The 23,525-nt window shown below is 60.3% G+C and carries 16 protein-coding genes; 13 read left to right on the top strand and 3 right to left on the bottom strand.

Features of this window, described 5'->3' with window-relative positions; all coding sequences use genetic code 11:
• The first annotated feature begins 48 nt into the window (after positions 1-48).
• The 10 genes from ACIOVB_RS20715 to ACIOVB_RS20670 all read left to right on the top strand — a co-directional run bounded on the left by ACIOVB_RS20715 (position 49) and on the right by ACIOVB_RS20670 (position 16,284).
• Positions 49-1,026 (top strand): dipeptidase, encoded by a 978-nt coding sequence (locus ACIOVB_RS20715; RefSeq protein ID WP_194935229.1) that lies wholly within the window; start codon positions 49-51, stop codon positions 1,024-1,026.
• A gap of 78 nt (positions 1,027-1,104) precedes the next feature.
• The gene (locus ACIOVB_RS20710; protein WP_005792152.1) at positions 1,105-1,635 is read left to right on the top strand and encodes a DUF5943 domain-containing protein; all 531 of its coding nucleotides are present in this window, start codon (positions 1,105-1,107) and stop codon (positions 1,633-1,635) included.
• Between the two features lie 15 nt (positions 1,636-1,650).
• Complete coding sequence (dgcA, locus tag ACIOVB_RS20705) at positions 1,651-3,711, top strand: dimethylglycine demethylation protein DgcA (RefSeq protein ID WP_401270901.1); 2,061 nt, start codon at positions 1,651-1,653, stop codon at positions 3,709-3,711.
• A gap of 164 nt (positions 3,712-3,875) precedes the next feature.
• Positions 3,876-5,825: a dimethylglycine demethylation protein DgcB gene (gene dgcB / locus ACIOVB_RS20700; protein WP_401270898.1), complete on the top strand. Its 1,950-nt coding sequence runs from the start codon at positions 3,876-3,878 to the stop codon at positions 5,823-5,825.
• Positions 5,825-7,045 (top strand): electron transfer flavoprotein subunit alpha/FixB family protein, encoded by a 1,221-nt coding sequence (locus ACIOVB_RS20695; RefSeq protein WP_401270896.1) that lies wholly within the window; start codon positions 5,825-5,827, stop codon positions 7,043-7,045. The genes dgcB and ACIOVB_RS20695 overlap by 1 nt, the downstream gene beginning before the upstream one ends.
• Positions 7,046-7,054: 9 nt before the next feature.
• Complete coding sequence (locus ACIOVB_RS20690) at positions 7,055-7,825, top strand: electron transfer flavoprotein subunit beta (RefSeq protein WP_401270893.1); 771 nt, start codon at positions 7,055-7,057, stop codon at positions 7,823-7,825.
• 132 nt (positions 7,826-7,957) lie between these two features.
• Positions 7,958-8,524, top strand: a complete 567-nt coding sequence (locus tag ACIOVB_RS20685) for a GNAT family N-acetyltransferase (protein WP_401270891.1) — start codon at positions 7,958-7,960, stop codon at positions 8,522-8,524.
• A gap of 960 nt (positions 8,525-9,484) precedes the next feature.
• Positions 9,485-12,937: an alpha/beta fold hydrolase gene (locus tag ACIOVB_RS20680; RefSeq protein WP_401270889.1), complete on the top strand. Its 3,453-nt coding sequence runs from the start codon at positions 9,485-9,487 to the stop codon at positions 12,935-12,937.
• Between the two features lie 208 nt (positions 12,938-13,145).
• Positions 13,146-15,014 carry a hypothetical protein gene (locus tag ACIOVB_RS20675; RefSeq protein ID WP_401270887.1) on the top strand — a complete coding sequence of 623 codons (1,869 nt, stop codon included), beginning with the start codon at positions 13,146-13,148 and terminating at the stop codon, positions 15,012-15,014.
• Between the two features lie 25 nt (positions 15,015-15,039).
• Positions 15,040-16,284, top strand: a complete 1,245-nt coding sequence (locus tag ACIOVB_RS20670; RefSeq protein ID WP_401270885.1) for a metallophosphoesterase family protein — start codon at positions 15,040-15,042, stop codon at positions 16,282-16,284.
• 115 nt (positions 16,285-16,399) lie between these two features.
• Here the strand turns inward: ACIOVB_RS20670 and gbcA are convergent, their stop codons facing one another.
• Positions 16,400-17,695 (bottom strand): glycine-betaine demethylase subunit GbcA, encoded by a 1,296-nt coding sequence (gene gbcA, locus ACIOVB_RS20665; protein WP_401270883.1) that lies wholly within the window; start codon positions 17,693-17,695, stop codon positions 16,400-16,402.
• A 295-nt stretch (positions 17,696-17,990) separates the two neighbouring features.
• Here gbcA and gbcB point away from each other — a divergent pair, with 295 nt between their 5' ends.
• A complete protein-coding gene (gene gbcB, locus ACIOVB_RS20660; RefSeq protein ID WP_401270880.1) occupies positions 17,991-19,091 on the top strand; it encodes a glycine-betaine demethylase subunit GbcB in 1,101 nt (366 codons plus the stop codon).
• Positions 19,092-19,212: 121 nt separating this feature from the next.
• Here the strand turns inward: gbcB and ACIOVB_RS20655 are convergent, their stop codons facing one another.
• Both ACIOVB_RS20655 and ACIOVB_RS20650 read right to left on the bottom strand, forming a co-directional pair.
• Positions 19,213-20,037: an SDR family oxidoreductase gene (locus tag ACIOVB_RS20655; protein WP_401270877.1), complete on the bottom strand. Its 825-nt coding sequence runs from the start codon at positions 20,035-20,037 to the stop codon at positions 19,213-19,215.
• Between the two features lie 244 nt (positions 20,038-20,281).
• The gene (locus ACIOVB_RS20650; RefSeq protein ID WP_305440202.1) at positions 20,282-21,322 is read right to left on the bottom strand and encodes a low specificity L-threonine aldolase; all 1,041 of its coding nucleotides are present in this window, start codon (positions 21,320-21,322) and stop codon (positions 20,282-20,284) included.
• Between the two features lie 127 nt (positions 21,323-21,449).
• On the opposite strand from ACIOVB_RS20650, the gene ACIOVB_RS20645 reads away from it, so the two are divergent.
• Positions 21,450-22,178, top strand: a complete 729-nt coding sequence (locus ACIOVB_RS20645) for a TraX family protein (protein WP_401270875.1) — start codon at positions 21,450-21,452, stop codon at positions 22,176-22,178.
• A 141-nt stretch (positions 22,179-22,319) separates the two neighbouring features.
• On the top strand, positions 22,320-23,525 hold a 1,206-nt coding region (gene glyA / locus ACIOVB_RS20640), incomplete at its 3' end, for a serine hydroxymethyltransferase (RefSeq protein ID WP_401270872.1).

Here is a 23,525-nt window from a genome sequence, read left to right as displayed (position 1 = left end):
GCGCCGGCAGACGATTCGGCGCATGAATCGCCAATAAGGGGACGCCTGATGAGCCCAGCCGAATTACACGCCGACAGCATCGTTATTGACGGTCTGATCATTGCCAAATGGAACCGTGAGCTGTTCGAAGACATGCGCAAGGGCGGTCTGACGGCGGCCAACTGCACCGTGTCGGTGTGGGAAGGCTTTCAGGCGACCGTGAACAACATCGCTGCCAGCCAGAAGCTGATCCGCGAAAACAGCGACCTGGTGATGCCGGTACGCACCACCGCCGACATTCGTCGCGCCAAAGAGCAAGGCAAGACCGGCATCCTGTTCGGCTTCCAGAATGCCCACGCGTTTGAAGATCAGATCGGCTATGTCGAGGTGTTCAAGCAGCTCGGCGTCGGCATCGTGCAGATGTGCTACAACACCCAGAACCTGGTCGGCACCGGTTGCTACGAGCGTGACGGCGGCCTGTCGGGCTTCGGTCGCGAGATCGTTGCCGAGATGAACCGCGTTGGCGTGATGTGCGACCTGTCCCACGTCGGCTCCAAGACCTCCGAGGAAGTCATCCTCGAATCGAAAAAACCGGTCTGCTATTCCCACTGCCTGCCGTCGGGGCTCAAGGAGCACCCGCGCAACAAGTCCGATGAAGAGCTCAAGTTCATTGCCGACCACGGCGGTTTCGTTGGCGTGACCATGTTCGCGCCGTTCCTCGCCAAGGGCATCGATTCGACCATCGACGACTACGCCGAAGCCATCGAATACGTGATGAACATCGTTGGCGAAGATTCCATTGGCATCGGCACCGACTTCACCCAGGGCCATGGCCAGGACTTCTTCGAATACCTGACCCACGACAAGGGCTACGCCCGCCGTCTGACCAGCTTCGGCAAGATCATCAACCCGCTGGGCATCCGCACCGTCGGCGAGTTCCCAAACCTGACTGAAACCCTGCTCAAGCGTGGCCACTCCGAGCGCGTGGTGCGCAAGATCATGGGCGAGAACTGGGTGAACGTCTTGAAAGATGTTTGGGGCGAATAAGCCGCTGCACTTCTGAATCCTTTCCTCCGGCCGTCCGCGCCAGGGGCAACAAACCAAATTTTCTGGAGTTAAGTTTCCATGGCCAAGATCGCCCCGCAATTGCCAATCGAAGTCGACAGCGAAACCGGTGTCTGGACCTCCGACGCCCTGCCGATGCTGTACGTGCCGCGCCACTTTTTCGTCAACAACCACATGGGCATCGAAGAAGTGCTGGGCGCCGACGCCTACGCCGAAATCCTCTACAAGGCCGGCTACAAGTCCGCCTGGCACTGGTGTGAAAAAGAAGCTGAATGTCACGGCCTGGAAGGCGTTGCGGTTTTCGAGCACTACATGAAACGCCTGTCGCAACGCGGCTGGGGCCTGTTCAAGATCCAGGACATCGACCTCGACAAAGGCACCGCCAGCGTCAAGCTCGAACACTCGGCGTTCGTCTACGTGTACGGCAAGGTCGGGCGCAAGGTCGACTACATGTTCACCGGTTGGTTTGCCGGTGCCATGGATCAGATTCTTGAGGCTCGCGGCAGCAAGATCCGCACCGTTGCCGAGCAAGTCTACGGTGGCTCCGAAGAAGGCCACGACGACGGCCTGTTCACCGTCAAGCCGTTGTAAGTCGAGGAACCCGCCATGGCTTTCGAAGCAATGTTCCAGCCGATCCAGATCGGCAAACTGACCATCCGCAACCGCGTGCTCAGTACCGCGCACGCCGAGGTCTACGCGACCGACGGCGGCATGACCACCGATCGCTACGTCAAATACTACGAAGAGAAAGCCAAGGGCGGCATCGGCCTGGCGATTTGCGGTGGCTCCTCCAGCGTGGCCATCGACAGCCCGCAAGGCTGGTGGAAATCGGTCAACCTGGCAGACGACCGGATCATCCCGCACTTCCAGAATCTGGCCGACGCCATGCACAAGCATGGCGCCAAGATCATGATCCAGATTACCCACATGGGCCGTCGCTCGCGTTGGGACGGCGAGCACTGGCCGACCCTGCTGTCGCCGTCGGGTATCCGTGAACCGGTGCACCGCGCAACCTGCAAAACCATCGAGCCGGAAGAAATCTGGCGGGTGATCGGCAACTACGCCACCGCTGCCGCGCGGGCCAAGGCTGGCGGGCTGGACGGCGTTGAACTGTCGGCTGTGCACCAGCACATGATCGACCAGTTCTGGAGCCCGCGCGTCAACAAACGCACCGACGAATGGGGCGGCAGCTTCGAGAACCGCATGCGTTTCGGTCTGGAAGTGCTCAAGGCTGTGCGCAAGGAAGTCGGCGACGATTTCTGCGTCGGCATCCGTCTGTGCGGTGACGAGTTCCACCCGGACGGCTTGTCCCACGAAGACATGAAGCAGATCGCCAAGTATTACGACGACACCGGCATGATCGACTTCATCGGCGTGGTCGGCTCGGGTTGCGACACCCACAACACCCTGGCCAACGTTATCCCCAACATGAGTTATCCACCGGAGCCGTTCCTGCACTTGGCCGCCGGGATCAAGGAAGTGGTGAAAGCGCCGGTGCTGCACGCGCAGAACATCAAGGACCCGAACCAGGCTACGCGCATTCTGGAAGGCGGTTACGTCGACATGGTCGGCATGACCCGCGCGCATATTGCCGACCCGCACCTGATCGCCAAGATCAAGATGGGCCAGATCGACCAGATCAAACAGTGCGTCGGCGCCAACTATTGCATCGACCGCCAGTACCAAGGGCTGGATGTGCTGTGCATCCAGAACGCCGCAACGTCCCGTGAATACATGGGCGTGCCGCACATCATCGAGAAGTCCACGGGCGTCAAACGCAAAGTGGTGGTGGTCGGTGCCGGGCCTGCCGGGATGGAAGCCGCGCGTGTTGCGGCCGAGCGTGGCCACGACGTGACCTTGTTCGAGAAGAAAGACTTCATCGGCGGGCAGATCACCACTGCGTCGAAAGCACCACAGCGCGACCAGATCGCCGGCATCACCCGCTGGTTCCAGCTGGAACTGGCGCGCTTGAAAGTCGATCTGCGTCTGGGGACGGCTGCCGACGCGGCGACCATCCTCGATCTGCGTCCGGACGTAGTCGTGCTGGCGGTCGGCGGGCATCCGTTCCTTGAGCAGAACGAACACTGGGGCGCTGCCGAAGGGCTGGTGGTCAGCAGTTGGGACGTGCTCGACGGCAAGGTCGCGCCGGGCAAGAACGTGCTGGTCTACGACACCATTTGCGAGTTCACCGGGATGTCGGTTGCCGACTTCCTCGCTGACAAGGGCAGCCAGGTCGAGATCGTCACCGACGACATCAAACCGGGCGTGGCCATTGGCGGTACGTCGTTCCCGACCTACTACCGCAGCATGTACCCGAAAGAAGTGATCATGACCGGCGACATGATGCTGGAGAAGGTCTACCGCGAAGGCGACAAGCTCGTGGCGGTGCTGGAGAACGAATACACCGGCGCCAAAGAGGAGCGGGTGGTCGATCAGGTGGTGGTGGAAAACGGCGTGCGTCCGGACGAAGAGCTGTATTACGGGCTCAAGGACGGTTCGCGCAACAAGGGCCAGATCGACATTGACGCACTGTTCGCGATCAAGCCGCAGCCCTCGCTGAGCACCACGGGTGACGGCTACTTGCTGTTCCGCATCGGCGATTGCGTGGCGCAGCGTAATACCCACGCTGCGATCTACGACGCACTGCGCCTCTGCAAGGATTTCTAAGCTGCTGAACTGATCGTTCCCACGCTCTGCGTGGGAATGCCGCAATGGACGCTCCGCGTCCGCTTTGGGACGCGAAGCGTCCCGGGATGCATTCCCACGCAGAGCGTGGGAACGATCATCGAACGCCCGTGTTTCTCCAGGCTGTACTGGTGGGAGCTTCACCTATGTTGAACACCCTTCTTCCAATCCTGTTGTTCGCAGCCCTGGGCCTTGGCGTCCTCGGCGCCTTGCGGCGGGTGGCCATGTGGCGTCGGGGCCGAGCCTCGAAGGTCGATCTGATCGGTGGCCTGTTCGCCATGCCCAAGCGTTACATGGTCGACTTGCACCATGTGGTGGCGCGGGACAAATACATCGCCAACACCCACGTGGCCACGGCCGGCGGTGCGGTGGCGTCGATTGTGCTGGCGATTCTGGTGCACGGTTTCGGCCTGCATAACCGCATCCTCGGCTATGCGTTGCTGCTGATGACGGCGGTGATGTTCGTCGGCGCGATCTTCGTTTACCTGCGTCGACGTAACCCGCCGGCACGGTTGTCGAAAGGCCCGTGGATGCGCTTGCCGAAAAGCCTGCTGGCGTTCTCGGCGTCGTTCTTTCTGGTGACCTTGCCGGTGGCCGGGATCCTCCCGGAAAACTTCGGCGGCTGGATATTGGCGGTGATTCTCGGCGTCGGTGTGCTGTGGGGCGTGTCGGAATTGTTCTTCGGCATGACCTGGGGCGGGCCGATGAAACACGCCTTCGCCGGTGCCCTGCACCTGGCGTGGCACCGTCGCGCCGAGCGTTTTGGCGGTGGTCGTTCCACCGGTTTGAAGCCGCTGGACCTCAACGATCCCTCCGCGCCGCTGGGCGTGGAAAAACCCAGGGATTTCACCTGGAACCAGTTGCTCGGCTTCGACGCCTGCGTGCAGTGCGGCAAGTGCGAAGCGGCGTGCCCGGCCTTCGCTGCCGGCCAGCCGCTGAACCCGAAAAAGCTGATTCAGGACATGGTCGTCGGCCTCGCTGGCGGCACTGACGCCAACTTCGCTGGCAGTCCGTATCCGGGCAAACCGATTGGCGAGCATTCAGGTAATCCACATCAACCGATCGTTAACGGTCTGGTCGATGCCGAAACCCTGTGGTCGTGCACCACTTGCCGCGCCTGCGTCGAGGAGTGTCCGATGATGATCGAGCACGTCGACGCCATCGTCGACATGCGCCGTCACCTCACGCTGGAAAAAGGCGCGACGCCGAACAAGGGCGCCGAAGTCCTGGAAAACCTGATCGCCACCGACAACCCCGGCGGTTTCGCTCCGGGTGGGCGGATGAACTGGGCGGCGGATCTGAACCTCAATTTGCTGAGCGAAAAGAAATCCACCGACGTGCTGTTCTGGGTTGGCGACGGCGCTTTCGACATGCGCAACCAGCGCACCCTGCGTGCATTCGTCAAAGTGCTGAAAGCGGCCAAGGTCGACTTCGCGGTACTGGGTCTCGAAGAACGCGACAGCGGTGACGTCGCCCGCCGTTTGGGTGATGAAGCGACCTTCCAGTTGTTGGCCAAACGCAACATCCAGACCTTGGCCAAATACAGCTTCAACCGCATCGTTACCTGCGATCCGCACAGTTTCCATGTGCTGAAAAACGAATACGGCGCCTTTGATGGCAACTACCTGGTGCAGCATCACAGCACCTACATGGCTGAAATCATTGAGGCCGGCGCGCTCAACCTCGGTCAGCACAAAGGCAACAGCGTGACCTATCACGATCCGTGCTACCTCGGCCGCTACAACGGCGAGTACGAAGCACCGCGTGAAGTGCTGCGCGCGCTGGGTATCGAAGTGAAAGAGATGCAACGTTCCGGCTTCCGTTCGCGCTGCTGCGGCGGCGGTGGCGGTGCGCCGATCACCGACATTCCGGGCAAGCAGCGCATCCCCGATATGCGCATGGACGACATCCGCGAGACCGGCGCCGAGCTGGTGGCCGTGGGTTGTCCACAGTGCACGGCGATGCTCGAAGGCGTGGTTGAACCGCGTCCGCTGATCAAGGACATCGCTGAACTGGTGGCCGACGCCCTGCTTGAAGACGCCGCGCCAGGCAAGCCGACTGCGCCGGCCAAACGTGAACCTGCGGAGGCCCACTGATGAGCGACATTATCCGCCGCGACCCGCGTGCCGAATGGATTGCGCGTAACCGTTTGCATCCATTGCACGCGGCCATGCAACCGGCGCAGCACAGCTGGATGGGCCCCAATGGCGTCATCCGCAAGAACCTGCATGGCATTGGTTTTATCGGCCCCAACGGCATCAAGCGCATTGACCGCAGCGGCGCGCAGCAGGGCGGGGCGGTCAAACGCTCGGCCACGGTTGAGGTGCAACTGCCGCTGCATCAGGTGCCGGCTCCGGCGTTCTACATCAGCGTGGTGCCGGACATGGTCGGCGGCCGCTTGAGCAGCCATGATCGCGATTTGCTCGGCCTCGCCCATCAACTGGCCGGCAAGGACGGCGCGGTGTTGGCTGTGGTCTTCGGCGAGCACAAGGAAAACGCTTTCGCCACCGCAGGCGTCGATCGCTTGCTGGTGCTGGAGGGCGAGGAATTCAGCGGTTACGCACCGGAGCAGCGTGTGCAAGGTTTGCGCGCTGTGGATAACCAGTTCAACCCGCGTCACTGGCTGCTGCCGGACAGCCGCAGCGGTGGCGGTGAACTCGGTCGACGCTTTGCTGCGGCATTGGGCGAACGCCCGGCGACACGTGTGTGGCAGGTCAAGGATCAGGAATGCATCGGCCGCGCTGGCGCGGGTCTGCAGGATTTGGCGCGTCCCGTTGCGCGGTTGATTCTGGCCTCGGCCGAATGTGCGGAACCTGTCAGCGAAACCCGTCACGAAGCGCTGCCCGTGGAGTTATCCACAAGCGTCGCGCGCAGTCTGTCGCGCATTGAAGATCTAGGTGCGGTGGCAGTCGATCCGGCGGCGATTCCAATGGCCGAAGCCGAGTTCATTTTCTCCGGCGGTAACGGGGTCAAGGACTGGGCATTGTTCCACCAGACCGCTGCTGCACTCGGCGCCACCGAAGGCGCGTCGCGGGTGGCGGTGGACGACGGCTTCATGGCGCGCGACCGGCAGGTCGGCGCGTCCGGCACCTGGGTCACCGCGCGGGTGTATGTCGCCGTGGGGATTTCCGGAGCGATCCAGCACCTGCAAGGCATCGGTGCCTGCGACAAAGTCGTGGCGATCAACCTCGATCCGGGTTGCGACATGATCAAACGCGCCGACCTGTCGGTGATTGGCGAGAGCGCGGAGATTCTTCAGGCCTTGATCGCGGCGGTTGAGGCTTACCGCAACGACGCCAAGCGCGATGCGGCTTAAGGAACGGCTATGAACACAAAAATCATCAGTTTGGTTTCAATCGGCGCCCACCCGACCTCCGGCCGGCCACGCCGCGCCGAACAGGATGCCCGTGCCGTGGAGTTGGGCCTGCAACTGGCTGGGGATAACCTGCAAGTGCTGCATGCCGGCGATGTTGCGGAACCTGCATTGCGCGCCTATCTGGGCATGGGCCTTGAGCAGATGCATGTGCTGGAACAACCGGCAGGCGCCGATGCATTGCCGGCACTGACCGCGTATCTACGTGATGCCGGTGCGCAGGTCGTGCTGACCGGTAGCCAGGCTGAAACCGGTGAAGGCTCGGGGATGCTGCCTTTTCTGCTGGCCGAAGGCCTGGGCTGGCCGCTGGTGGTCGGTTTGGCCCAGGTCGAGTCGATCAATGACGGTTCGGCGCTGGTGCTGCAAGCGTTGCCGCGCGGGCAGCGGCGGCGGTTGAAGGTGCGGCTGCCGTTTCTGGCGACTGTGGATAACGCCGCACCGAAGCCTCGGCAGAGTGCATATGGGCCGGCACGTCGCGGTGAGTTGAATGCCGAAGACGTGGAGGTGCTGGACGATGAATTGCTCGCAGTAGCGACACTGCAACCGGCCAAGCCTCGGCCGAAACGCTTGAAAGTGATCAAGGCCAAGAGTGGCGCTGATCGGATGAAGGCTGCTACGGCCAAGGCCAGTGGCGGCGGTGGGCAGGTGTTGAAAGGGGTCACTGCCCAGGCCGGGGCTGAGGCGATTCTCAAGTTGCTGATTGAGGAGGGTGTTGTCCGCTGAGGCACCGAGCATTTCCTGCGGGCGATGACATGACAGGCAGTCATTGACTGACATGTAAAGTCGTCGAATGCAGGTTGTCGAGGGTTTCAAACGCGGGTTAAAACAACGCTCAAGCCATAAGGAGTCAAGTGAATGACTGTTGAGTTTCGACCTGCGCGGCGTACGGATGCGCGTGAGATTGCCCGCTTGTTCCAGATTTCCTCGGAGGGGGCTGCGGATTACATCTGGAGTCAGTTGGCCGAGCCTGGGGAAGCGCTACTGGATGTCGGTGCACGTCGATATGCCCGCGAAGATGTCGACTTTTCTTTTCAGAACTGCCTCATCGCTGAAGCCGACGGCCGCGTCGTCGGGATGATGCACAGTTATGCCACACACGAAAATCCTGATGCGACACCCCCTACCGATCCGGTGCTGGCGCCTTACGCCGATATGGAGGTTGCGGACACGCTCTACATCTCCAGCCTGGCGCTGCACGAAGGCTGGCGTAATCAGGGATTGGGCGTGCAGTTTCTTGAGTATGCTCAGGCGCGCGCAGAGCGTTTGGCGCTCAATGGCTTGAGTCTGATCGACTATGCCGCCAATACCGGCGCAAGAAGGTTTTATGAAAGGCATGGTTTCGCCATCGTCAAAACCTGTCAGGTGACGCCTCACCCAATGATCCGGGTGACGGGTGACGCTTATCTGATGCATCGTGCTTGATACCTGCGAACAACAGGCGGTTTGAGGCCACGTTACCCACAATCCCTGTTGGCCAATCTGTGGATAACGTGTTCGCCCATCCCTGCACCCCACGCCAATCAAGCCCTGCAAGGCGCAGATCAAAAAACAACCAGCCTAACTAACGGTTTTTCCACGCTTTTTTCGCTGGAAAACTGCGCAAGTTGCCCCCAATCTCTGTTGGCGCTTCTGTGGATAAGATGTTCGCTATCTGCTAAGCGCCTTATAGAACGTGGCTTTCAAGAGATTGGTCAAAAACTGATCAAGTCGCGGATTCTCACCCGATCGCCTCTCTATAACGCCCGGTTTTTCACAGTCTTGGATGCTTTTCCACAGCACCCGCAAAGTTACCCCCGAACTCTGTTGGCGCTTCTGTGGATAACGTGTTCGCTATCCGCTACAGGCCAATTAATACGTGGCTTGTAGAGAGTTGATCAAAAAACATCCAACGCTTATCCCAAACCATGCTTCTGGATAAGTCACGTTTTTTCTTCACTTATTCACCGATGTTTTTCCAACTCATCCACAGTTGTCCCCAATTGCTGTGGGTGGCTATGTGGATAACTTGTTCGCCAAAGCCGCTAAGCCCCGGCGGCTATAGTCCAAATCGCAATTGATCACATTTCATACAGTTCTAAGGCGTTGCCTTGACTTCGATTACTCCGCTGTCTTCACTGCAATGGCACAAGGACAGCCGTCACTTATCCACATCTGGTTCTGGGAGAACGCATGATGGATAGCCGTACACACCGCCCCCCACCCCATCCACGCAAGCGCACGCTACGTCGCGCCGCTAATCAGCATGCTCGTCTGTAGCGTGTAAATCCTGCCTCGATTGCTGTGCTGTCGCCGGACTCGCTCCGGAGGCCAGGTGCCCGTTCGCCCATTGATTGCAGGCAACCGCAGAGTTGCCCCCATCTGCCTGATTAGAGGAACCACCTCATGACACGGATCGCAACGCCCATCAGCGAGATCAAGGAACACTACGACGTCATTGTCATTGGCTCCGGTTATGGCGGCGGCATTGCTGCGTCGCGCCTGTCCCGGGCCGGTAAACGCGTGTGCCTGCTGGAACGCGGCCGGGAGATTCAGCCCGGCGAATACCCCAACACCGTGATTGCCGCCACCGAAGAATTGCAGGTGCATGATCCCGACGGCCATATCGGCTCGCGCACTGGATTGTTCGACCTGCATGTCAACGCTCAGCAGAACGTCGTGGTCGGTTGCGGCCTTGGCGGTACTTCGCTGATCAACGCCAACGTCGCCCTGGAGCCGGAGCCCGGCGTGTTCGATGATCCGCGCTGGCCGCAGGCAGTGCGTGAACACCGCGACACCTTGCTCAAGGACGGCTATGCCCGTGCCCGGGAAATGCTCAAGCCCAATCCTTATCCGGACACTGCACCCAATCTGCCCAAGCTCGACGCCAACAAAAAGTCCGCGGAGTACCTCAAGCAAGGCGCGCACTTTTACAAGCCGCCGATCAACGTGACCTTCGACAAGCTGCCCAATAACCTCAATCACGTCGGCGTCGAACAACTGCCGTGCAACCACTGTGGCGACTGCGTGTCGGGCTGTAACAACAAGGCCAAGAACACCACGCTGATGAACTATCTGCCGGACGCCTGGAATCACGGCGCGGAGATTTTCTGTCAGGCCGAAGTGCGGCATCTGGAGCGTGACGGTGACGGCTGGATCGTGCACTTCCAGTATCTGGACAGCGGTCGCGAGAAGTTTTCCGCGCCGACGCTGTTTGTGAAGGCCGACATCGTCGTGGTGTCCGCCGGCACACTGGGCTCCACGGAAATTCTGCTGCGCTCGCGCGACAAAGGGCTGGCGATGTCCGACCAGCTCGGCGAGAACATGAGTGGCAATGGCGATATCCTCGGTTTCGGCCACAACTGCGAGCAGACCATCAACGGCATTGGTTTCGGCGCGAATCCGGCCAAAGAGCTGCACCCGGTCGGCCCGTGCATCACCTCGATCATCGACATGCGCACCGAAGGCGACTGGCGCAGCCGGATGGTCATCGAAGAGGGTTCGATCCCCGGCGCCCTCGGTCGGCCGATGGTGCCGGCGATGGCCGGCTTCGCCGAGATGATCGGGGTGGCCACCGACGACAGTTTCAGCGGCAAGTTGAAATACAAGGAACGCGAACTCGAAAGCTTCCTGCGCGGCCCGTATTACGGCGCGCTGCACAATATGCAGACCTACCTGATCATGAGCCACGACAGCGGCCAGGGGCGGATGGTGCTGGATAACAAGGATCAACTGCGCATCGACTGGCCGGGCGTCGGCGAGCAAGAGAACTTCAAGCTCGGCAATGACCGTCTGCACCAGAGCACCAAGGCGCTCGGTGGTATCTGGGTGGAGAATCCTATCTGGACGAAGCTGCTCAAGCACAGCATCGTCTCGGTGCATCCATTGGGCGGTTGCGTAATGGGTGAGGACGCCGGACAAGGCGTGGTCAATCACAAGGGCCAAGTGTTCAGCGGCGCCAGCGGTACCGACGTTTACGCCAATCTGTACGTGACCGATGGGGCGGTGATTCCGACGTCTTTGGCGGTCAATCCACTGCTGACCATTTCTGCCGTGAGCGAGCGCAACATGGGCCTGCTCGCCGCTGACCGGGGCTGGCAGATCGACTACACGCTGCCCTCGGCACCGCGCAAACAAGTCGCGCCACCGACCCTGGGCGTGCAGTTCACCGAAACCATGAAGGGTTACTTCTCCCGGGCCTTTACCGCCGCACAAAGCACTGACCTGGAGGTCTACGAAGCGGCGGCCAAACGTGGTGAGGCAGACAATTCGCCCATCGACTTCACCCTGACCATCACCGCCAACGACATGAACCGGATGATCAAGGAGCCGGAACACGCCGCGACCATTGTCGGTACGGTGATCGCTCCGGCGTTGTCGCCAAAACCGCTGACGGCCAGCAACGGCGTGTTCAACCTGTTCGAGCAATTCGAGCAACAGGTCGATACGCGGCACATGAAGTACGACATGAAACTGACCGCCGAGGACGGCAGCGATTATTTCTTCAGTGCGTTCAAAACCGTGCCGGAAGACAACGGCGTGCTGAACATCTGGCACGACACCAGCACGCTCTACGTGACGCTGTATCGCGGGCCGGACAAGAGCGGCGAGGTAATCGGTTCGGGGGTGATGCACATCCATCCGACTGATTTCGCCAAGCAGATGACCACCATGACGGTGCTCAACGCCCGCAACGAGCGTGAGCGCATCGAAGGGCTGGCGCGTTTTGGCAAGTTCTTCGCCGGGATTCTCTGGGAAAGTTATGGCGGGGTATTTGCCGGGGATATCTACTTCAACCCTGACGCGCCGCCACGGCTGAAACGGCCGCTGGATGCGCCAATCCCGGCGGTGCATTTCTTTCCCACCGAGGATGGCGTCGAACTGCGCCTGACCCGGTATCAGGCAGGTACGAAAGGCCCGGTGATGCTGGTGCATGGTTTGGGCGTGGGTTCGAATATTTTTTCCACCGACACCATCCAGACCAACCTGCTGGAGTACCTGTGCAAGCACGATTACGACGTGTGGCTGCTGGATTTTCGCGTGAGCATTCTGCTGCCGGCGAGCAAGAAGGAATGGAACGGCGACCAGATTGCCCAGTACGACTTCAAGGCGGCCATCGCGCAGGTCCAGCAGCAAACCAAGGCGAAAGACGTGCAGTGCGTGGTGCATTGCTATGGTGCAACGACGTTCTTCATGTCGCTGCTGGCCGGTTTGCAGGGCGTGCGTTCGGTAGTGTGCTCGCAGATTGCTGCCGACACGGTGGTCGCCACTGCAACCGGGTTAAAGGCCGGTTTGCACCTGCCGGGCATGCTTGACGCCATCGGCGTCAAGTCGATGACCGCTTACGCCGACAGCAAGGAGAACTGGTTCAACAAACTCTACGACAAGGCCCTTAACGGCTACGCGCGTTTCGAAGCTCAGGGCTACTGCACCAACCCGGTGTGCCACCGCATCACCTTTATGTACGCCTCGCTGTACCGCCATGACACCCTCAACGAAACCCTGCACGACAACCTGCATGAGTTGTTCGGTGAGTCGAACATCGAGACCTTCGAGCATCTGGCGCTGATCGTGCGCAAAGGGCACTTGGTGGATTTCAAAGGCAACGATGTATACATGCCGCACTTTGATCGGTTGACCATGCCGATCTGTTTTATCAGCGGTGCTGAAAACCAGTGTTACCTGCCGGAAAGCACGCTTAAAACCTATCAGCGCTTGTGTGACCTGCACGGGCCGGAGCGTTACAGCCGGCAGGTGGTGCCGGGCTACGGCCATATCGATTGCATGTTCGGCAAGAACGCGGTGGTTGATGTGTACCCGATCATCCTTGAACACCTGGAGAAAACTGCCTTGGGTTGACACCTGTCATTGATCTTTTGTGCAGAGAAAGTCCTTTGTGGCGAGGGGATTCATCCCCGATGGGTCGCGCAGCGGCCCCAAATCAGGCCGCGCGGTGTTCCTGACAAACCGCAGGCGATAGTTTGCGACTGCTTCGCAGCCGATCGGGGATAAATCCCCTCGCCACAGGAATGGGTTCGATCCAGTTATGTACAAGGAAATGGATGACATGGACACCTACATCCGCTGGTTTCAGCGCTTCATCTGGCTAGGCATTGCAATGAACATGGTGTTCGCGATCCCCGCGCTGTTTGCGCCGGGGTTGCTGACATCGGTGGTCGGTCTGCCGCCGCAACTCTCCGATCCCTGGCTGGAAAACGCCGGGATGCTGCTCGTGGGTATCAGCGTGTTTTACATGCCCTCGGGCTTCAACGCGCCGCGCTACGTGGTGCATTCCTGGTTGTGCGTACTGACGCGGCTGATCGCCGTGGTGTTCTGGATCTACCTGATCAACACCAGCATTCAAGGCTCGGTATTCGTGCCGATGCTGATGGGCGATCTGAGCTTTTTCCTGATCCTTGGCATTTTGCTGTACCTGGGCACCACTCCCGAGAACCGGCCATGGGCGCTGCTGTGCGATGGCTGGCGCGAATGGCGGGCCGCGTGGGCGCGGCACTGGCAGAGCCACAGCTTCAAGGTCGGCACCTTTATCGTTGTGGCATTGCTGGCGTTCATCGGTTACCAGACCTGGTATCAGATGCTGCGGGTGGTGCCGGAGCAGGAATACGCCTCTGACGAAGACCACTACAAATACGCCGCCATCGGCCTCGGTATCGAAGCGCGAATCCCGTATTACCTGTTCGCCGTGCTGCCGCAGATGTGCCCGGAAAAACTACCGAAGCCCGGCGGCTGGGAAGTCTTCGGGTTTCTCTATGAGAACGGCAAGGACCTGCCGATCGGCATGGCCAAGCGGCAGATCGGCTACCCGACCGTGGAGCCGAACTGCGCGCTGTGCCACACCGGCTCCTACCGGGCAAACGCTAGCGACGTCGCCGTCAACGTGCCGAGTGCGCCGGCCAACACCCTGCAACTGCAAGCCTTTCAGTGGTACGCCTACGATTGCGCCAGCGATCCGAAATTCACCACCGACTCGGTGATGGCGGCGATCAACAGCAAATTCCAGCTGGGTTTTTTCGAACGGCTTTACAACCGCTACCTGATTATCCCGATGGCGAAAAGTGCGCTGCTCAAGCAGAAGCAGGCCTACGCCTGGCAGAAGCTGCGTCCACAACAGGGACCGGGTCGTACCGACACCTTCAACCCGACAAAAATGGTGGTATTCGGCTTCCCGGATGACTCGACCATCGGCACCGTCGACCTGCCACAGGTCTGGAACCAGAAACCGCGGGAATCGATGTACCTGCACTGGGACGGCAATAACAACAAGATCCACGAGCGCAACTACGCCGCCGCCATGGCTGTAGGCGCAACGCCGGAATCGGTACTGCCGCCAAGCTTCAACCGTGTGACCAACTGGTTGCTCGGGCGCAAGCCACCGGCCTGGCCGTGGGCGCTGGATCAGGCCAAGGTCGCTCAGGGCAAACCGATCTGGGACAACAACTGCGCCGGTTGTCATGACTTCGGTCGTGCCGACACCGGGCAAGTCACCACCAACATCGACCAGCTCGGCACCGATCCACATCGGCTGGACTCTTTCACCACGGGGCTGGTGACCGCGTTCCACACCTTCAAGAAACCGCCGTTCGACTTCGGCGCCTACCGCAAGACCCAAAGCTACAGCAACACGCCGACCGACGGCGTCTGGCTGCGCGCGCCCTACCTGCACAACGGCTCGGTACCGACCTTGTGGGACCTGCTGCAACCGCCGGAAAAACGTCCACAGGTGTTTATCACCGGCTCCGACGTCTACGACCCGCTCAATGTCGGGTTTGTCACCAGCGGCGCGCAAGCCAAAGCCTCGGCCGACTTCAAGTACGACACACGACTGGAGGGCAACCATAACAGCGGTCACCTGTATGGCACGACGCTGTCGGACGACGACAAGCGTGCGCTGATCGAATTCATGAAAACCCTGTGAGCCCTTACGGATAGAGGAATACGCCATGTCACTGGTCAGTCATTGGGAACACGAGTACGACAAGGTCAAAGTGCGCATTCACGGCTTGATCACGCGCATGGAAATGGCCTGGATGAAGCTCGTCAGCGAGCTTGAGCCACAGGAGTTTCAGGCGATTATCAAGCTGCTGCAACGCGGGCACGATCAGGCGCATTACGTGTTGAAGAACGGCGAGTTGCCGAGCGACGAACCGAGCGTGCCGTGGGAGTTGTCGCACGGCTTGTCGATCCTGCGCATCGGCAATGCCACGCCATTGCCGCAGTCGAGCGATCAACTGCAAACCCGGGTACTCAAGGACGGCAGTTTGCTCGGGTGTCGCAAGTGGGAACTGCTGGATCTGTTGTGGAGCGAGGCGCTGCTCAAATGGATCGAAAACCTGCGCCATCACGCGACCTTCGGCACCGATCCCGCCGTGGTGCAGATGGAGCGCGACGTAACCCTGGCGATTGCCGGCGACTGGGGCACCGGGCCGTTCGACAGCCATGCGCCGGCGGTATCGGTGGCCAACCAGATGCAACTGGCCCAGGCCGATTTCACTATTCACTTGGGCGATGTGTATTACGCCGGCAGCCACTCGCAGGAAGACGTCGACATGGCTGGCTGGCCGATGGGCACGCATGGCTCATTCACGCTCAACTCCAACCACGAGATGTACAGCGGCGCCCACGGCTATTTCAAGGAACTGGCCAAGCGTTTTCCGGGACAGCAGGGCACTAGCTATTTCGCGTTGATCAACGATGACTGGCTGGTGGTCGGGCTGGATTCGGCTTATGCGTCGGATGCGCTGAACCTGTACATGGACGGTACCTTGAATGAGCCGCAGATCGAATGGATGAAGGCACTGCCCAAGCGCAAAAAAATCATGGTGCTCAGTCATCACCAGGGCTTCGATATTTCCGGGCATAACAAGACTGCGCTGTATCAACCGGTGTGCGATGCACTGGGGCGTGAGCCGGATTATTGGTACTGGGGGCATCTGCATAACGGCATTGTTTACGCGCAGCAGGGCGGATTGCAGGCGCGCTGTGCCGGGCATGGGGCGATTCCGTATGGCAACGCCAGTGAGCTGGACGGGCATTCGCGGGTGCTGTGGTCGGAGACGCAGAGTGCGAAGGACCCGGCATATCCGGATCGGGTGTTGAACGGGTACGCGAAAATCAGGTTGGTGGGGGAGGAGATTTTTGAGGAGTTTATTGGTGAGGATGGCAGTGTGAGGTGGTCATCCAAGTGATGCGATGGCTGTTCTGACGCCATAGCTGGCAAGCCAGCTCCCACAGGTTTTGAGGTGATCACAACATTTGTGTACACCGCAGTACCCTGTGGGAGCTGGCTTGCCAGCGATGCTTTTAGCCTTGGACGGGCACACCTTTGAGGTAAGGGGCTGGCTCGGCGCCGAGGTTGTTCAGCAGGCGCTCGCTGTACCAATCCACAAAGTTCACCACGCCAAACTCATAAGTCTTCGAGTACGGCCCAGGCTGGTATGCCGTGGAGTTGATCCCACGCTGGTTCTCTTCGGCCAAGCGACGATCCTGATCGTTGGTCGCGTCCCACACCTGGCGCATACGCTCGACGTCGTAATCCACGCCTTCCACTGCATCCTTGTGCACCAGCCACTTGGTGGTGACCATGGTTTCCTGGGCGCTGATCGGCCACACGGTGAAGACGATGATGTGGTCGCCCATGCAGTGGTTCCACGAGTGCGGCAGGTGCAGGATGCGCATCGAACCCAGGTCCGGGTTCTTGATCCGGCCCATCAGTTTGGCGCAGCCCTGTTTGCCGTCGAGGGTCATCGACACGGTGCCCTTGAGCAGCGGCATACGCACAATGCGGTTACGCAGGCCGAAACTGGCGTGGGCGTAAGGAATCTTCTCGGCTTCCCAGGCAGCGGCGGAGGCGGCGACGTGATCCTTGAACGCCTGATCGGCGCGCGGGTCGGTAACGTCGTCCCATTCCAGCAGGGTTTTCAGCAGTTCCGGGTGCGAGGCGTTGCAGTGGTAGCACTCGCGGTTGTTTTCCAGCACCAGTTTCCAGTTGGCCTTTTCCATCAAGGTGGTGGTGATCGCCACCTTGGTGTTCTCCATGTCGTACGGTTCCATGTAGTGGTTCAGCGTCGACAGGAAGTCATCGATGGCCGGCGGGCTCTCCGCCAGGCTGATAAAGATGTAGCCGCCGGCAGTCTTCACGTTCACCGGTTTGAGGCCGTACTCCTTCATGTCGAAGTCGGCGCCCATTTCGGTGCCGGCGAACAACAGGCGACCGTCCAGCTCATACGTCCACTGATGGTAATGGCAGACCAGTTTGGCGACCTTGCCCTTGTCGCTGGTGCACAGGCGCGAGCCACGGTGGCGGCAGACGTTGTGGAAGGCATGGACGATGCCGTCAGCGCCACGAATGACGATGATCGGGTTCTTGCCAATCTGCAGGGTGATGTAGTTGCCCTTGGCCGGGATTTCGCAGGTCATGCCGGCGATCAACCACTCTTTCTGGAAGATCTCCTGCATGTCGATATCGAACAGCCGCTCGTCGCTGTAGAACGGTTGCGGCAGCGAGAAAGTGCGCTCACGCTCCTGCAGCATCTGTGCGGTGGCCTTGCGTGCGGGTTCCAGCGGATCGCCCAGGCTGATTTTTGCGGTGACGTCCATCGATGTGATCCTCATGGCCATCTGCGTGGCCGGCGAAAGTGGCTAATCAGGTGTGCTGTAAACGGTTGCTACGCAAGGTGTAAAGAATTCGTCTTGGTGTGAGGCGAGTGTGGGGCCGGCGCAGGCGGGAACCTTATCCATGGGCGACATGATGCAATCTGTTCCCGACGCGCAACCCCCGGCGGTTGGGGGCTGGTCGCGATAAGTATGTCAATGTCGCGGATAGGTAAACGGGCGGTTCGCGCTATACGCAGAATCGCCGACATGAGGCCGACAGTCGGCCGTGGAGAACAGCATGTCCAACAGCTTCCTGAATCCGGTCACCACCCAGACCTGGGCCAATGGCCGACATATCGTCCGTTGCGTCAAAGTCATCCAGGAAACCTGGGACGTGCGCACCTTCTGCTTTATGGCCGACCAGCCGATCCTGTTCTTCTTCAAGCCCGGGCAATTCGTGACACTGGAGCTGGAGATCGAAGGCCAGCCGATCATGCGCTCCTACACGATCTCCAGTTCGCCGTCGGTGCCGTACAGCTTTTCGGTGACGATCAAACGCGTGCCGGGCGGCAAGGTGTCCAACTGGTTGCACGACACGCTGCATGAAGGCCAGGAATTGGCCGTGCACGGGCCGGTCGGGCTGTTTAACGGTATCGACTTCCCGAGTCCTAAAGTCCTCTACCTCAGCGGCGGCGTCGGCATCACCCCGTGCATGTCGATGGCGCGCTGGTTCTACGACACCAACGCTAACGTCGACATGACGTTTATCCACAGCGCCCGTTCGCCGAAAGACATCATTTACCACCGCGAGCTGGAACACATGGCGTCGCGGATCGACAACTTCAGCCTGCACCTGATCTGCGAGAAGCATGGTCTGGGCGAGCCGTGGGCCGGGTATCGCGGCTATCTGAACCACAAGATGCTGGAACTGATGGTTCCGGACTTTCTGGAGCGCGAAGTGTTCTGCTGCGGGCCGACGCCGTACATGACGGCGGTCAAGCGCTTGCTGGAAAACGCTGGCTACGACATGTCGCGTTATCACGAAGAGTCGTTCGGTGCGACGCCACCCGAAGCGCGGGCTGATGCAGTCGAGCAAGCCGAACAGGCCGCCGACGCACCGGAAATCGATGCGGCGGATCTGCATCAGGTGGAATTCACCTCGTCCGGCAAGAGCATTCGTGTGGCACCGGGCGAGACCGTGCATGCGGCGGCGGCCAAGCTGGGCTTGATGATCCCGAAAGCCTGCGGCATGGGGATTTGCGGGACGTGCAAAGTGCTCAAGCTGGGGGGCGAGGTGGAGATGGAGCACAACGGCGGGATTACCGAGGACGACGAGGCGGAGGGTTTCATCCTGTCGTGCTGCAGCGTGCCCAAAGGCGACGTGCGCATCGAGTTCTAAAGATTGGCGCAACTCCAATGTGGGAGCGAGCCTGCTCGCGAATGCGGTGTGTCATTCAGCATCTGCGTTGTCTGACACGGCCTATTCGCGAGCAGGCTCGCTCCCACAGAGGTTGTGTATTTCAATCTACAAACAGGTCGGGTATCAGGGTTGCGTCGCTGTCCGGCTCGTAGCGGTAATGATCGAATTCAGTCACGCCCTGTTCACGCAAAATCTCCTCATCAATCAGTAACCGCCCAGTAATCCGCCGTCCGCTGCTGCTCAAAATCACATGCGCCGCATCCGCCATGATCGAAGGCGTACGCGCATGCTTGAACGACTCGCGATTACCCAGCTGAAACTCGATCGCCGCCGTGGCAATCATCGTCTGCGGCCACAGCGAATTGACGCTGATGCCGTAATTGGCGAATTCCTCACTCATCCCCAGCGTCAGCATGCTCATGCCGTACTTGGTCACGGTGTAAGGGCTGTACTGGGCGAACCACTTGGTCGCCAGATTCAGTGGCGGTGACAGATTGAGAATGTGCCCGGCGGATTTCTTCAGATAGGGCAGGGCAGCCTGACTGCACAGCAGCACGGCGCGGGTGTTGATCTGGTGCATCAGGTCGAAACGCTTGAGTTCGATGTGTTGCACGCCGGTAAGTTTGATCGCCCCGGCGTTGTTCACCAAGGCATCGATGCCGCCGAAGTGCTCGTTGGCCTGAGCCAGCGCCTGGCGTACGGCGTCTTCATCACGCACATCCACTTGCAGGGCCAGAGCCTTTCCGCCCGCCGCCTCGACTTCCGCCGCGACGCTGTGAATGGTCCCGGGTAATTTGGCGTGAGGTTCGGCGCTCTTCGCCGCAATCACGATGTTGGCCCCATCCCTGGCGGCGCGCAGCGCAATCTCACGGCCGATGCCACGGCTGGCGCCAGTGATGAACAGGGTTTTTCCTTGTAGCGACATGCCGATGCTCCTGCTTGTTGATATGTGAGCGGAGGCTCGACAAACAATGTAGACCAAGCAGCAAACGCGGTAGGTGGGGTGTAGCTTTGTGGCGAGGGGATTTATCCCCGATGGCCTGCGCAGCAGGCCTAAAGTCTGAATCCAGTCGCTGTCAGACAGAAACTCAATGGCAGGTTTTGGGGCTGCTGCGCAGCCCATCGGGGATAAATCCCGTCACCACAGGGGATCTTATCGGCTCAAGGGATCAGTTGGACATGACTTCGCGGATATCGCGCGCCAGTTCGCGTACGCGTTCTTCTTCGGTATCCCACGAGCACATGAAGCGTGCGCCGCCCTTGCCGATGAAGGTGTAGAAACGCCAGTTTTTCGCGGTCAGGGCCGCGATGGCCGGTTCCGAGAGTTGCAGGAACACGCCGTTGGCCTGCACCGGGAACATCAGCTCGACGCCGGGAATGTCGCTGACCAGTTCCGCCAGCAACTGCGCGCAGTGGTTGGCGTGGCGGGCGTATTTGAGCCAGGCGTCGTTTTCGAGGATGCCGACCCACGGCGCCGACAGAAAGCGCATTTTCGACGCCAGTTGCCCGGCCTGTTTGCAGCGGTAGTCGAAGTCTTCGGCCAGTTTGTGGTTGAAGAACAGGATCGCTTCACCCACCGCCATGCCGTTTTTTGTACCGCCGAAGCACAGCACGTCGACGCCGGCCTTCCAGGTCAGGTCGGCCGGCGAGCAGCCGAGGAACGCGCAGGCATTGGAGAAACGCGCGCCGTCCATGTGCAGGTGCAGGCCCAGCTCCTTGCAGGTGGCGCTGATGGCGCGGACTTCTTCCGGGGTGTAGACGCTGCCGACTTCGGTGGCTTGGGTCAGGGTGACCACGCGCGGTTTAGGGTAGTGAATGTCCTGGCGCTTGAGCGCGACTTCGCGGATCGATTCCGGTGTGATCTTGCCGTTTTCGGTACGGGCGATCAGCAGTTTCGAGCCGTTGGAGAAGAATTCCGGCGCGCCGCATTCGTCGGTTTCGACGTGGGCGGTTTCCGAGCAGATCACGCTGTGGTAACTCTGGCACAGCGACGACAGCGCCAGCGAGTTGGCGGCGGTGCCGTTGAAGGCGAAGAACACTTCGCAGTCGGTTTCGAACAGGTTGCGGAAATGATCAGCGGCGCGCGCTGTCCATTCATCGTCGCCGTAAGCGCGTTGGTGGCCGTGATTGGCCTGTTCCATGGCGGCCCAGGCTTCAGGGCAGATACCGGAGTAGTTGTCGCTGGCGAATTGTTGGCTCTTGTCGGTCATGGCCGGCTTCCGTGGTCGAGGCGCTTGTGGCGACTCGTTGGTCAATGATGGTGCGCACTTTACCGAAGATCATCCGGGGAGCACACGGGATGTCGCTGGCAGAACTCTACAAGGACACGGGCCGATTATGCACCTGAGAAAACGCGACGGCGCGCTGGATCTGCTCAAGTGGCTGGCGCTGCTGAGCATGTTGCTCGATCACCTGCGATATGTCGGCTACTCCGCCGATTGGTTGTATGTGCCGGGGCGGTTGGCGTTTCCGTGGTTCTGTCTGGCGATGGCGGCGAATCTTTCGCGTGACGGAGCGCGCCAGACTGAGTGGCGCTATTTGGGGTGGTTGGTGGTTTTCAGCGCCGTCAGCGAAATTCCCTATCGGATGTACATTCCTGATCCCGATACGTTAAACGTGATGCCGACGCTGGCGCTGGGTTTGCTGGTGGCGCGGGGCTGGCAGGATGGAGCGCTGGTTTCGCGACTGCTCGGCGCCACGAGCCTGCTGCTGGCAGCGCTGTATTCGGAGCGACTGATGTTCGGTTTCTTCGGTGTTTTGTTGCCGTTAGCGATTCTGCTGGTGATTCGTCGGCCGTGGTATTTCGCTGTGTTGCCGGGGCTGGTGTGCCTGGCGGCGAATCAATGGCGGGTGTTGCTCGAATCGGCGCAGTTCGGTAACGAGTTGGCAGTCTTGGGCCTCATCACCTGCCTGATTGCGCCATGGCTGGGGATGCTCCTGTTGCGACATGCCCGAACCTTCCAGCCGCCACCGATGAGGCGCTGGGCCTACGCCCTCTATCCCGCGCATTTCCTGATACTGCTCGCTCTACGTATGACCCTACAGGGGACTGTGTTCTCCGGGTGATTTCCCGCCATGTCGTAAACGCACCTTTGCGTGGCGTCCGTAGGCATTTGAGCTGTCTGCACCGGTCATACCATCGCATCAAAGGGCACGCAGGTGCCTGACCGAGACGAATGGCGCACCGCCGCCGCTGGGAGAGACGCGATGTTCAGCAAGCAAGACCAGATCCAGGGTTACGACGATGCACTGCTGGCGGCGATGAATGCCGAGGAGCAACGTCAGGAAGATCACATCGAGCTGATCGCGTCGGAGAACTACACCAGCAAACGCGTGATGCAAGCGCAGGGCAGCGGCCTCACCAACAAATACGCCGAAGGTTATCCGGGCAAGCGCTACTACGGTGGCTGCGAGCATGTGGATAAAGTCGAAGCGCTGGCCATCGAACGCGCCAAGCAACTGTTCGGCGCCGATTACGCCAACGTCCAGCCGCACTCCGGTTCTTCGGCCAACAGCGCCGTGTATCTGGCGCTGATCCAGCCGGGCGACACCATCCTCGGCATGAGCCTGGCCCACGGCGGTCACCTGACCCACGGCGCCAAAGTGTCGTCCTCGGGCAAGCTCTACAACGCGGTGCAGTACGGCATCGACACCAAGACCGGGCTGATCGATTACGACGAAGTCGAGCGTCTGGCCGTCGAGTGCAAACCGAAAATGATCGTTGCCGGTTTCTCGGCGTACTCCAAGACTCTGGATTTCCCACGTTTCCGTCAGATCGCCGACAAGGTCGGTGCGCTGTTGTTCGTCGACATGGCCCACGTCGCGGGTCTGGTTGCTGCCGGTCTCTATCCGAACCCGCTGCCGTACGCTGACGTGGTCACCACCACCACGCACAAAACCCTGCGCGGCCCACGTGGCGGGTTGATCCTGGCCAAGTCCAACGAAGAGATCGAGAAGAAACTCAACTCTGCCGTATTCCCCGGCGCTCAGGGCGGCCCGCTGATGCACGTTATCGCCGGTAAAGCCGTGTGCTTCAAGGAAGCGCTGGAGCCGGGTTTCAAGGCTTATCAGCAGCAAGTGATCGACAACGCCCAGGCCATGGCGAGCGTATTTATCAAACGTGGCTACGATGTAGTGTCCGGCGGTACCGACAACCACCTGTTCCTGGTCAGCCTGATCCGTCAGGGCCTGACCGGCAAAGACGCCGACGCCGCCCTCGGCCGCGCGCACATCACCGTCAACAAGAACGCCGTGCCGAACGATCCGCAGTCGCCGTTCGTGACGTCCGGCCTGCGCATCGGCACCCCGGCGGTGACTACGCGCGGCTTCAAAGTGACCCAGTGCGTGACGCTGGCCGGCTGGATCTGCGACATCCTCGACAACCTCGGCGATGCCGATGTCGAGGCCACCGTC

Origin of the sequence: Pseudomonas sp. NPDC087639 (assembly GCF_044743385.1) — a bacterium.
In the GTDB taxonomy this organism is placed as follows: domain Bacteria; phylum Pseudomonadota; class Gammaproteobacteria; order Pseudomonadales; family Pseudomonadaceae; genus Aquipseudomonas.
The sequence above is the reverse complement of the archived record's forward strand: the minus strand, read 5'-3'. Positions and strand labels throughout refer to the sequence as shown.